The following is a 14,023-nucleotide window of genomic DNA, read 5'->3' as shown; positions in this document are numbered from 1 at the left end:
ACCCATTCGACGCACCATCCTGATTCACCGCAGAACCCCGCACCACCGCAAGAACTTGATGCCCATTTCGCTGCGCGTCCGACAACCGCTCCACCAACAGCAGCCCAACACCCTCACCCCAGCCAGTACCGTCCGCCGCCTCAGCGAACGGCTTGCACCGACCGTCCGGAGCCAGCCCACGCTGCCGGGAAAACTCCTTGAACAAATCCGGTGAGGACATCACCGTCGCCCCACCGGCCAGTGCGAGCGAACACTCCCCCGACCGCAACGACTGCACGGCAAGGTGCAACGCCACCAACGACGACGAACACGCCGTATCCACCGTCACCGCAGGACCCTCGAACCCGAACACATACGACAACCGGCCCGACAGCACACTCGCCGCGTTCCCGGTCAGCAGATAACCGTCGACCTCGTCCGGGCTCTGGTCGAAATCGCCGTACCCGGAGTAGCCCGCGCCGACGAACACGCCGGTTTTGCTGCTGCGCAACGTCTCCGGCGTGATCCCCGCCCGTTCGAACACCTCCCACGACGTCTCCAGCAGCAGCCGCTGCTGCGGATCCATCGCGAGCGCCTCCCGCGGCGAGACGCCGAAGAACAGCGGGTCGAAGTCGGCCGCGGCCTCGATGAATCCGCCTTCGCGGGTGTAGCTGGTGCCGCGGTGGTCCGGGTCCGGGTCGTACAGCGCTTCGACGTCCCAGCCGCGGCCACGCGGGAACCCGGAGATCGCGTCGGAGCCCGAGGCCACCAGGTCCCACAGTTCCTCCGGCGAGCTGACTCCGCCGGGGAACCGGCAGCCCATGGCGACGATCGCGATCGGCTCGTCCGACGCCGCCTCCGCCGAGGCGGCGGCCACGACGTCGTCCCCGGCGCCGAAAAGCTCGGTCCGCAGATGCCCGGCGACGGCGAGCGGCGTCGGATAGTCGAACACCGTGGTCGCCGGCAGCCGGACTCCGGTCGTGTTCTTGAGCCGGTTGCGGAATTCCACCGCGGTCAGGGAATCGAAGCCCATCTCGCGGAAGGCGCGGGTCACCTCGATCGACTCGGGCGACGGATGGCCGAGGACGCGGGCGGTTTCCTCCCGCACGACCGACACGAGTGCCCGCTCCTGCTCGTCCCGGGACCGGCCGGCCAACTGCTCGCGCAGTCCGGACTCGCCGGCCATGGCGTTGCCCGCGGCGGCCTTCCGGCGGGCCGGTCCGCGCACGAGCCCGCGGAACGCGGCGGGCACCTTCCCCGCCGACTGGCCGGTGACCGTCGCGAGGTCGACCGTCATCGGCGCGAGCAGGGCGCGATCGCTGCGCAATGCCTGGTCGAACAACGCCAGTCCGTCGTCGTCGGAGAGCGGGAACATCCCGCCGCGAGCCATCCGGGCGACGTCCGCCTCGGACAGGTCGCCGACCATGCCGCGCGACCACGGACCCCACGTCACCGACACCGCCGGCCGGCCCTGTGCGCGACGCTGCTGCGCGAGCGCGTCCAGGAACGCGTTCGCGGCGGCGTAGTTGCCCTGTCCGGTGCCGCCGAGCAGCCCGGCGACGGAGGAGAACAGGACGAACGCGCGCAGGTCGTGCTCGCGGGTGAGTTCGTCCAGGATCAGCGCCGCGTCGGCCTTCGGACGCGCGACGGTCTCGAGCCGTTGGGGCGTAAGCGATTCGATGACCCCGTCGTCGAGCACGCCAGCGGTGTGCACGACCCCGGTCAAGGGGTGCTCGGCCGGAATCGCGTCCAGCAGCCGCGCCAAGGCGGCGCGGTCCGCCGCGTCGCAAGCCGCCACCGTCACCTCGGCGCCGAGACCGGTCAGCTCCGCCGTCAGCTCCGCCGCGCCCGGGGCGTCCTGGCCGCGGCGGCTGGTCAGCACCAGATGCCGAATCCCGTGCGCAGCCACCACATGCCGGGCCACCAGACCGCCCAGCGCACCGGTGCCGCCGGTGATCAGGACCGTCCCTTCGGGAGCCAGCCCGGCCGGTACGGTCAGCACGACCTTGCCCACGTGCCGGGCCTGGCTGACGAACCGGAAGGCGTCCTCGGCCCGACGCACGTCCCACGTCGTGACCGGAAGCGGCCGCAGGGCACCGGATTCGAACAGGCCGACCAGTTCGGCCAGCATCCGCTGAATCCGCTCCGGACCCGCCTCCACCAGATCGAACGCCCGATACGCCACGCCCGGATACCGGTCCGCGACCTCGCCGGGGTCCCGGACGTCGGTCTTGCCCATCTCGACGAACCGGCCGCCGCGCGGCAGCAGCCGCAGTCCCGCGTCCACGAACTCGCCTGCCAGCGAATCCAGGACCACGTCCATCCCGGCGCCGCCGGTCGCCGCCCGGAACTTCTCCTCGAACTCCACCGACCGCGACGACGCCACCCGCTCGTCGGCGAAACCGCTGGCGCGCAACACGTCCCACTTGCCGGGGCTCGCGGTGCCGTACACCTCGGCGCCCCAGTGCCGGGCCAGCTGCGCCGCGGCCATGCCGACCCCGCCCGCGGCGGCCTGCACCAGCACCGCTTCGCCCGGCCGCAGACCGGCCAGATCGCGCAACGCGTAGTAAGCGGTCAGGAACACCAGCGGCGTCGCGGCCGCCTCCGCGAACGACCAGCCCGCCGGAATCCGCGTCACCAGCCGTTCGTCGGCCACCGCGACCGGGCCGAACGATCCGGCGAGCAGGCCCATCACCCGGTCGCCGACCGCGAACGCGGAATCCGGGCCCGCCTCGGTCACCACACCCGCGCCCTCGATGCCCGGCAGACCGGCGTCTCCGGGGTACATGCCCAGCGCGTTGAGCACGTCGCGGAAGTTCACGCCCGCCGCCCGCACCGAGATCCGCACCTGCCCGGTTTCCAGCGGTGCCAGCACTTCCGGGCACTCCACCAGCCGCAGGCTCTCCAGCGTCCGATCTTCCGATACGGCCAGCCGCCACGCCTGCGCGGACGGCAGCGCCAAGCCGTCTCCGGCAGGCACGCGGGCCAGCCTCAGCGCCCGCGCCACTCCGTCGCGCAGCGAGAGTTGCGGCTCGTCAAGAGTCAGCGCGGCAGACAGCCGATCCAGCGAAGCCGCGCTGTCGTCCAGATCGAGCAGCACGAACCGGCCCGGGTGCTCCGCCTGCGCCGAGCGCACCAAACCCCATACCGCCGCTGCTGCCGGATCCGGCACGTCCGCGTGCGGCTCCACCGCGACCGCGCCCCGCGTCACCACGACCAGCCGCGAACCAGCCAGCCGCTCTTCGCCCAGCCACTCCTGGACCAGCGCCAGTGTCTGAGCGGGCGAAGCGCCGCTGGCGAACACCACCTCTGGCGCGCGATCGCCCAGCGCCGCCAAATCCGGATACCTGTTCGCCTCGACCTCGAGAGTCAATTCGCCCAGCACGGCCCAGTCAGTGGTCGGCACAGCCTCGCCGACGGGCGTTTCGGCCCACTCCACACCGAACAGCGAGTCCACGAACCCGCTCGGCCCGTTCAGCTGATCCGCCGACACCGGCCGCAGCACCAAGGACTCGATCGACGCGACCGGCGCACCGGTGCGGTCGGCGAGACGCAGGGAGACCGCGTCCGGCCCCGTCGGGGTCAGCGACACCCGCAGCGCCGAGGCACCCGAGGCAAGGAAGGTCACGCCGGTCCAGCTGAACGGGAGTCCGGCCGGGCCCGCGTCCGGACCGGACGGCGCGGTGCCCAGGGCGTGCAGGGCCGAGTCCAGCAGCGCCGGATGCAGGCCGAAGGAACCCGCGTCGACGTCCTCGGGCAAGGCGACCTCGGCGAAGATCTCGTCGCCGCGCTTCCACGCCGCGGTCAGGCCCTGGAACACCGGGCCGTACGCCAGTCCCATCCCGGCCAGCCGGGGGTAGAGATCCTCGACCGGCACCGCTTTGGCCTCCGCGGGCGGCCATTCGGCGAGCGTGAAGGACGGCTCCGGGCCGCCGGGCGAAACCGCGCCGGTGGCGTGCCGGGTCCACGATCCGCCCATGGCCTCAGCCGTGTCCGGACGGGAGTGGACGGTCAGCGGCCTGCTGCCGGACTCGTCCGCCTCGCCCAATGCGAGCTGCACTTGGACGCCGCCCCGCTCAGGCAGGACGAGCGGCGCTTCCAGGACCAGTTCGTCCAGCACCGCGCAGCCGACCTGGTCGGCCGCCCGCACCGCCAGCTCGACGAATCCGGTGCCCGGGAACAGCACCGAACCCAGCACCGCGTGCCCGGCGAGCCACGGCTGCGTCTCCAGCGAAAGCCGGCCGGTGAACACCGCACCGTCCGAATCCGGCAGCGCCAGCGCCGCGCCCAGCAGCGGATGATCCGCCGACGCCAGCCCCAGCTGGCGGGCCTCTCCAGTGCCCGGCGAACCGCCGAGCCAGTACCGCCGCCGCTGGAAGGCGTACGTGGGCAACGGCACCCGGCGCGCGCCCGTGCCCGCGAAGAAGGCCGTCCAGTCCACCGGGCAGCCCACCGCGAACAGCCCCGCGACCGCTTCGGTGAGCGCTCGCGTTTCCGTCCGGTCCTTCCTCGACACCGGGATGAGGACCGCGTCGTCCCCGGTCAGCGAATCCTGGACCATCGCGGACAGCACACTGCTCGGGCCGATCTCGACGAACCGCGTCACCCCGGCGGATTCGAGAGCCCGCACGCCGTCGCTGAAGCGCACGGCGGCACGCACGTGCCGGACCCAGTACTCCGCGGAGAACTCGGAGACCAGCGCACCGGACACATTGGACACCACCGGGATCCGCGGGGCGCGGTACTCGACGGTTTCCGCGATCCGGCGGAACTCCGCGAGCATCCCGTCCATCAGCGGCGAATGGAACGCGTGGCTCACCCGCAGCCGTTTCGCCTGGCGGCCCCTGGCCTGCCAGTGCTCCACGACCTCCTGGACGGCCTCCGCGTCCCCGGACACCACGACCGAGCCGGGAGCGTTGACCGCGGCGATCGCGATCCGGGTTTCCTTCCCCGCCAGCAACGGAAGCACCTCGGCCTCGGCGGCCTCCACGGCGGCCATCGCGCCGCCGGGCAGCGCCTGCATCAACCGGCCCCGCGCCGCCACCAGCCGCGCCGCGTCGTCCAGCGACAGCACCCCGGCGAGGTGCGCCGCGGCCAGTTCGCCGATGGAGTGCCCGCCGACGAAATCCGGGGTCACGCCCCAGGATTCGAGCAACCGGGACAACGCGACCTCGACCGCGAACAGCGCCGGCTGGGTGTACTCGGTCTGGTCGAGCAGCCCGGCGTCGGCCGAACCGTCCTCGGCGAACACGATCTCGCGCAGCGGCCGTCCGAGGTGCCGGTCGAGCCGCGCGCAGACGTCGTCGAAGGCTTCGGCGTAGGCCGGATGGGCCCGGTACAGCTCGCGCCCCATCCCGAGCCGCTGCGCGCCCTGGCCCGCGAACAGGAACGCGGTCTTGCCCGCTGCCGCGATTCCTTCCACCGCGATGGTTCCGCCCGCGGCCAGAGCGTCCACTTCGGACAGATAGTCGTCGCCGAAGACGACCGCCCGGTGTTCCAGCCCGGCCCGGCCGGTCGCCAGCGAGCAGGCGACGTCCGCGGGATGCAGATCCGGTTCGGCGCGAAGGTGCGCGGCGAGCCGCCCGGCCTGTGCCCGCAACGCCGCCCGGTCCTTGCCGGACAGCACCCACGGCAGGTCGCGCGGGACCCGGTCCGGTTCGCCGGTCTCCTCGCCCTGTTCCAGGATCACGTGCGCGTTGGTGCCGCTGATCCCGAAGGACGACACCGCCGCCCGCCGCGGCCGGTTCCCCGCCGGCCATTCCCTGGGCTCGGCCAGCAGTTCCACCGCACCGGCGGACCAGTCCACATGTGGCGAAGGCGCGTCGATGTGCAGGCTCTTCGGCAGCATCCCGTGCCGCAGCGCGAGAACCATCTTGATCACTCCGGCCACCCCGGCCGCCGCTTGGGTGTGCCCGATGTTGGACTTCACCGAGCCCAGCCACAACGGCTGTTCCCGGTCCTTTCCGTAGGTCGCCAGGAGCGCTTGCGCCTCAATCGGATCGCCGAGTTTGGTGCCTGTGCCGTGCGCCTCCACAGCGTCCACATCGGACGGATTCAAGCCGGCATTCGCCAACGCGGCCCGGATCACCCGCTGCTGCGAAGGACCATTCGGCGCCGTCAGGCCGTTCGACGCACCGTCCTGGTTCACCGCGGTGCCGCGCACCACCGCGAGCACCGGATGCCCGTTGCGCCGGGCGTCCGACAGGCGCTCCACCAAGAGCAAACCGACGCCTTCGCTCCAGCCGGTGCCGTCGGCGGCCGCCGCGAACGGTTTGCACCGGCCGTCCGGAGCCAGCCCGCGCTGCCGGGAGAATTCGACGAACGTCCCCGGGGTCGACATCACCGTGACCCCGCCGGCGAGCGCGAGCGTGCATTCGCCGGACCGCAGCGATTGCGCGGCCATGTGCAAGGCGTACAGCGACGACGAGCAGGCGGTGTCCACGGTGACCGCCGGGCCCTCGAGACCGAAGACGTACGACACCCGGCCGGACAGCACACTGGTCGCGATCCCGGTCAGCAGATGGCCGGCCACCTCGTCGGCCGTCGTGCCCGCGGCGTGCCCGTAGCCCGAGTACCCGGAGCCCACGAAGACCCCGGCCCGGCTGCCCCGCAGGGACCGCGGGTCGATTCCGGCCTGTTCGAAGGTTTCCCACGCGGTTTCGAGAAGAAGCCGTTGCTGGGGGTCCATCGCAAGGGCTTCGCGCGGCGAGATGGCGAACAGGTCCGGGTCGAATTCGGCGGCGTCGCGGAGGAATCCGCCGGCGCGCGTGTAGCTGGTGCCCTGGTGGTCCGGGGCCGGGTGGTAGAGCGCGTCGAGGTCCCAGCCGCGGTCGACGGGGAACTCGGTGATCGCGTCGACGCCGTCGGCGACCAGCCGCCACAGGTCGTCCGGCGTGGCCACCCCGCCGGGCAGACGGCAGGCCATGCCGACGATCGCGATCGGTTCGTCCTGCGCGAGGACCGCCGGCGCCGGTGCCGCGAGCTGTTCTTGTCCGCCGAGGACTTCCTCGCGGAGGCGAGCGGCGACCGCGGTGGGAGTCGGATAGTCGAAGACCACGGTGGAGGGCAGCCGGACGCCGGTCTCCGCGGCGAGCCCGTTGCGGAACTCGACCGCCATCAGGGAGTCGAAACCGAGCTCGCGGAACGGCCGTCCGGGATCGACGCTATCGGGGCCGGGATGTCCGAGCACCTTCGCGGTCTCGGTGCGCACCAGCTCCAGCAGCACGCTGTCCTGTTCGCCCTCGGTCAGCCCGGCGAGCCGTCCGGCGAGCGGCGCGGCATCGGAACCGGCGGCCGGTTCCTGCCTCGCTTCGGGCAGGTCAGCCAGCAACGGGCTGGGCCTGCCGGACGTGAACGCCGGGGCGAACAGCTCCCAGTCCACGTCGGCGATCGCCACGGAGGCCTCGCCCGACTCCAGCGCCTGCTGCAGCGCAGCGACAGTGCGGCCGGGCGCCATCGGGGTCAGCCCGCGACGGCGCAGCTGCACGGCCCCTTCCGCGTTGACCATTCCGCCGCCCGCCCACGGACCCCACGCCACTGAGGTCCCGGCGAGGCCGCGAGCACGGCGCTGCTCGACCAGTGCGTCGAGGAACGCGTTCGCGGCCGCGTACGCCGCCTGGTTGCCGCTGCCCCACACCGCGGCGATCGACGAAAACACTACGAACGCGTCCACCTGCCGGTCGCCGAGAAGCTCGTCGAGGTTCGCCGCGCCGCGCACCTTGGCGGCCAGCACGTCTTGAAGGGTCTCCGGCGTGCTCGCGGCGAACGGCGTCGCGTCCGGCGCGCCTGCCGCGTGCACCACGGTGGTCACCGGGAATTGGGCGAGCAGGTCTCGTACCGCGTCGCGGGAAGCCACGTCGCACGCGGCGATCGTCACCCGGGCACCCAGTGCGGTCAGCTCGGTTTCCAGCTCGGCGGCACCGGGAGCCGCACGCCCGCGGCGGCTGGTCAGCACCAGATGCTCGACGCCCTGGCCGGCCAGCCAGCGCGCCACGCGGGCGCCCAGCGCACCCGTGCCGCCGGTCACCAGCGCCGTGCCCCGCGGTACCCAGCGGTCGGCGCCAGCCGGTGCTTCGGCTCGCTCCAGCCGCCGGCCGAACGCCCCTTCCGCGCGGATCGCCACCTGGTCCTCGTCGCCGGACAGCACCGCGTTCAGGTACGCGAGCACCGGCTCGTCCACTCGCGCGGGCAGGTCGACCAGGCCGCCCCACAGCTGTGGGTACTCCAGCGCAGCCACGCGGCCGAGGCCCCACACCGCCGCTTGCGCGGTGCTGGACACGGTGTCCCCGCGGCCTGCCGACACCGCGCCCTGGGTCACCGCCCACAGCCGCGTGTCGCTTCCGATCGTGGTCAGTGCCTGTGCGAGAGCGACCGTCGCCGCCAGGCCGGCCGGAACCTCCGGATAGCCCGGAAGCGGGTGCTCGTCGAGCGCCAGCAGGGACAGGACGCCTGTCACCGGTCCTTCGGAAAGCGCCTGCCGCACCTGGTCGGCGAGCGTTTCAGGAGTGTCCGTCGCGGAAACCGCCAGGCGGCGCCCTCGAAGCGCCGAGGCCCAGGGCGCGTGCCCGTCGGGAACGACGACCAGCCACGTGTCCGAGATGGTCTCAGTGGCGGCGAGAGTGAGCGGTTTCCAGACGATCCGGTAGCGCCAGTCGTCCACAGTGGACAAATCGGAGCGCGGGCGGCTGGCCGGTTCCAGCCAGTAGCGCTGCCGTTGGAAAGCATAGGTCGGCAAGTCGATTCGCCGTGCGCCGCCGAAGAACCGCGGCCAGTCCACCGGGGTGCCGTGGACGTGGAGGGCGGCAAGGGCCTCGACCGCTGCCCGCGGTTCGGGGCGGTCTTTCCGCAGCGCGGCGACCAGGACGGCGTCGTCGGAGACACAATCCTCGATCATCGCGGTCAGAGTGCTGGACGGACCGAGCTCGACAAACCTGCTGGCGCCATTGGCTTCCAACGCGCGGACCCCGTCGCAAAACCGCACCGTGTCCCGCACGTGGCGCACCCAGTAGTCCGCGGAGAACTCGGTGACCAGCGCGCCGGTCAGATTCGACACCATCGGGATCCGCGGCTGGCTGAACTCGACCCCTTCGGCCACCGCACGAAACTCGTCCAGCATCCCGTCCATGAGATGCGAGTGGAACGCGTGACTCACCTTCAGCCGCTTCGTCCGCAGACCCTCCGACTCCCACCGCGACACCGCGTCTTCATCGCCGGAGAGCACCACCGAACGCGGACCGTTCACCGCCGCGACAGCCACACCTGGCTGAGGCTGAATCTCACCCTCGGAAGCCTGCACCGCCAACATCACGCCGCCAGACGGCAACGCCTGCATCAACCGACCCCGCGCCGCCACCAACCGAGACGCATCCGCCAACGACATGACACCGGCGACGTGCGCCGCAGCCAACTCACCGATCGAATGCCCACCCACAAAATCCGGGCACACACCCCACGACTCGAACAACCGGAACAACGCCACCTCAAAGGCAAACAACCCCGGCTGCGTCACCCCGGTCTGATCAACCAGATCAGGATCGTTCAACGCCTCCTGAATCGGCGAATCAAGATGCTGATCCAGCTCGGCGCACACCTCGGCGAAAGCCTGAGCGAACACCGGGAAAGCGTCCGACAGTTCGCGGCCCATCCCTGCCCGTTGCGAACCCTGCCCGGAGAAGATGAACGCCGTCCGACCCTTGGCTGCCGTACCAGTGGCACCCCGGCCCTCGGCCACCGCGGCGACACCTGCCAGCAACTCGTCCCGGCTGGTGCCCACCACCGCCGCACGACACTCCATCGCCGCCCGGGTCACCGCCAGCGACCAGCCGACATCCGCGGGCGCAGCATCGTCCACATTCGACACCAGCCGACGAGCCTGCTCCCGCAACGCCTCCGGACTCTGCGCCGACAGCACCCACGGCACCACTCCCAGCGCACGGCCGGACTCCACCGGAGGCTCCTCGGGCGCCTGCTCCACGATCACGTGCGCGTTGGTCCCGCTGATCCCGAACGCCGACACCCCGGCCCGCCGCGGCTGGCCCCCCTCCGGCCACGGCCGCGCTTCGGTCAGCAACTCGACCGCGCCGTCCGACCAGTCCACATGCGCCGACGGCTCGTCGATGTGCAAGCTCCGCGGCAAAACTCCGTGCCGCAGCGCCAAAACCATCTTCATCACCCCGGCGACACCAGCCGCCGCTTGGGTGTGCCCGATGTTCGACTTGACCGACCCCAGCCACAACGGACGTTCGCGCCCCTGGCCGTAAGTCGCCAGCAAAGCCTGCGCCTCGATCGGATCGCCGAGCGTCGTCCCGGTACCGTGCGCCTCCACAGCGTCCACATCGGACAGACCGAGACCAGCGTTCGCCAGCGCTGCTCGGATCACCCGCTGCTGCGACGGACCATTCGGCGCCGTCAGCCCATTCGACGCGCCGTCCTGGTTCACCGCACTGCCGCGCACCACCGCCAGCACCTGATGCCCGTTGCGCTGAGCGTCCGACAACCGCTCCACCAACAGGATTCCGACGCCCTCGGAGAACCCCGCGCCATCCGCCGCGGCCGAGAACGACTTGCACCGGCCGTCCGAGGCCAACCCGCCCTGTCGCGCGAACTCCTCGAAAATCGACGGCGTCGACAACACCGTCGCTCCACCGGCCAACGCCAGCGAACATTCCCCGGACCGCAGGGATTGCACGGCAAGATGCAACGCCACCAACGACGACGAGCACGCGGTATCCACGGTCACCGCAGGGCCTTCGAAGCCGAAGAAGTACGACACCCGGCCCGACAGCACGCTCGCCGCGTTGCCCGTTCCCAAATGGGCTTGGCTTTCCGGTGGCGCCTCGCCGCCTACCCGGTACAGGTAGTCCTGGCCGTTCGTGCCCGCGAACACGCCGGTCGCGCTGCCCCGCAGCGAATCCGGGTCGATGCCCGCTCGTTCGAACACCTCCCACGAGGTCTCCAGCAGCAACCGCTGCTGCGGATCCATCGCCATGGCCTCACGCGGACTGATCCCGAAAAAGGCGGGATCGAACTCCCCCGCACCGGACAGAAACCCGCCCGCGCGGAAATAGGAATCCGACTCGTCCCATCCGCGGTCCTCCGGAAAGCCGGAAATCCCGTCGCCGCCTGCGGCGAGCAGCCGCCACAGGTCGTCCGGCGAGGCGACCCCGCCGGGGAAACGACAGGCCATCCCGACGATCGCGATCGGCTCCCGCGCTTTGTCCTCGACCTCGCGCAACTGCTCCCGAGACTGCCTGAGCTCGCCCATCACCCACTTGAGGTGATCGAGCAACTCCTGGTCGTTCCCCATCGGTAAAACTCCTCGTCGAAGTCAGGGAAGGGTCCGCGATCGCCGTGCTCAGGCGCGGCCGAATTCTTTCTGCAGAATCTCGTAGAGCTCGTCCTTGGTCGCCGAGGCGATGTCGCCCCCGGCGGCCTGATCGTGGCTTTCTTTCCAGCGGGCCAGCAGGTTCTGCAGCCGGGCGGTGACCTCGGCAGTCTCCGTTTCGCTGACGGGCGCGGAGAACAACGCGGCTTCGAGCCGGTCCAGCTCGGCGCCGAGCCCGTTCTCCGCGGGGTCTTCCCCGGCCAGTTCTCCGTGCAGGTACTCGGAAACCGCGTTCGGCGTCGGGTAGTCGAACACCACCGTCGCCGGGACCCGGATCCCGGTGGCCGTGCCGAGCGCGTTGCGGAACTCCACCGCGGTCAGCGAATCGAAGCCGAGATCGCCGAACGCGCGCCCCGGTTCGACGCGGTCCGCCGACGGATAGCCGAGCACCTTCGCGGTCTTCTCCCGGACCAGGGCGAGCAGGACGTCGAGCCGGTCGGCCGCGGGCAGCGCGGCGAGCCGGTCCCGGAACGAGGACTCGTCGGCGGTCTCGGTCCTGGTCTGCTCCGCCGCGCGGCAAAACTCGGGCAGGTCGCGGAACTGCGGATTGGGCCCGGCGGCGATCAACGCGGGTGTCAGCAGGTCCCAGCCGATGTCCGCGACCGTCACCGAGGCCGAGCCGCCCGCCACCGCGCGCTCCAGCGCCGTGACCGCCAGCTCCGGCGACATCGGCGGCACCCCGCCGCGCCGCAGCCGGTCGGTGACGGCGTCGCTGCCCGCGGCCATGCCGCTGTCCGCCCACGGCCCCCAAGCGACCGCCGTCGCGGCCAGCCCGTCGGCCCGCCGCTGCTCGGCGAGCGCGTCGAGAAACGCGTTCGCCGCCGCGTAGTTGGCCTGCCCGGCACTGCCCACCACGCCGACGATCGAGGAGAACAGCACGAACATGCTGAGTTCGCAGTCCCGGGTGAGTTCGTGCAGGTTCAGCGCGGCGTCCGCCTTCGGGCGCAGCACCGTGCCGAGCCGTTCCGGGGCAAGGGATTCCAGCACTCCGTCGTCGAGGACACCCGCCGCGTGCACGACGCCGGCAAGCGGGAACTCCGCGGGAATCTCGGCCAGCAGCCCCGCCAGCGCGGCCCGGTCGGCGGCGTCGCACGCGGCCACCGTCACCCGCGTGCCCAGTTCCTTCAGTTCGGCTTCCAGCTCAGCTGCCCCAGCGGCCTCGCGGCCCCGGCGGCTGGCGAGCACCAGGTGTTCGGCACCGCGCTCAGCCAGCCACCTGGCGATCCGAGCCCCGAGCGCACCGGTGCCGCCGGTGATCAGCACCGTGCCCGGACCGGGAGCCCATTCCCCAGCGGCGACGTCCGGGCCCGCTCGCCTGAACCGGCGCACGAACACGCCGGACTCCCGCACCGCCAGCTGGTCTTCGTCCCCTGCTCCCGCCACGACGTCGGCGAACCGGGCGACCGCGCGGGCGTCCACCGCCGGGGGCAGGTCCACGAGGCCGCCCCAGCGTTCCGCGTGTTCCAGCGCCACCACCCGGCCGAGTCCCCAGACCTGCGCCTGAACGGGATTGCCGACCCGGTCCGGCCTGCCGACGGTCACCGCGTCCGTGGTGACACACCAGATCCGGGGCTCGCCGGCGATCTTCCCGGCGGCCTGGGCCAGCCCCAGCGTGGCGGCGAGGCCGTCGGGCACCGACGGCAGACCCGGCAGCGGAGTCTCGTCCAGGGCCAGCAGGGAAACGATGCCGTGCACGGGGGCGTCGGCGGCCGATTCGGTCAGCCGGGCGGCGATCGTCTCGCGGTCCTCGCCGCCGGACAACGTCACCGTGCGCACCTGTGCGCCGCGGCCGGTCAGTTCCTTGGCCAGCGCGTCCGGCCAGCCGTCCGCGGGCAGCCTCGACGGCAGCACCACGAGCCACGTCCCGGTCAGCGGCTTGGCCGAAAGCTCGGTCGCGGGCTTCCAGGCCACCTCGTAGCGCCACTGGTCGAGGGCGGACTGCGCGCGATGCCGCTGGTGCCAGGACGACAGGGCGGGCAGCAACGCGGTCAGCGACGACTGCTCGGGACCGCCGTCGATCGCCAGTACCTCCGACACCGCGGCAACGTCCTGGCTCTCGACCGCCGTCCAGAAGCTGCTTTCCGCCGTACCAGCGGTCTCGGCCGGCTGGACGGGAGGTTCCAGCCAGTAGCGTTGCCGCTGGAAGGCGTAAGTCGGCAGGTCGATCCGCCGCGCGCCGGTACCGGCGAAGAACTGCTTCCAGTCCACTGTGGAGCCGTTCGCGTACAGCGTGGCGGCGGCCTCGACCACGGCCTGGGCTTCGGAACGATCCTTCCTCGCGGCCGCGACGACCGTGGCGTCGGCGAGAAGGGACTCGTCGATCATCGCGGTCAGCGCGGTCGACGGGCCGACTTCCAGGAACCTGGTGACCCCATGGGCCTCCAGCGCACGCACGCCGTCGCAGAAGCGCACCGTGTCCCGAACATGCCGCACCCAGTAATCCGCGGAGAACTCGGTGACCAGCGCGCCGGTCAGATTCGACACCATCGGGATCCGCGGCTGGCTGAACTCGACCCCTTCGGCCACCGCACGAAACTCGTCCAGCATCCCGTCCATGAGATGCGAATGAAACGCATGGCTCACCTTCAGCCGCTTGGTCCGCAGCCCCTTCGACTCCCACCGCAACACCGCGTCCTCGTCACCCGAGAGCACCACCGAACC

2 protein-coding genes are annotated in these 14,023 nt (G+C 71.6%); both read right to left on the bottom strand.

The window, feature by feature from the left end; all coding sequences use genetic code 11:
* Window positions 1-11,284, bottom strand: an 11,284-nt coding sequence (locus H4281_RS44820; protein WP_182896923.1) for a type I polyketide synthase, incomplete at its 3' end; no start/stop codon positions are given.
* 48 nt (window positions 11,285-11,332) lie between these two features.
* On the bottom strand, window positions 11,333-14,023 hold a 2,691-nt coding region (locus H4281_RS44815; RefSeq protein WP_182896922.1), incomplete at its 5' end, for an SDR family NAD(P)-dependent oxidoreductase.

The organism is Amycolatopsis dendrobii (assembly GCF_014145675.1).
GTDB lineage: Bacteria > Actinomycetota > Actinomycetes > Mycobacteriales > Pseudonocardiaceae > Amycolatopsis > Amycolatopsis dendrobii.
This window is presented reverse-complemented; position numbering and strand designations above follow the sequence as displayed.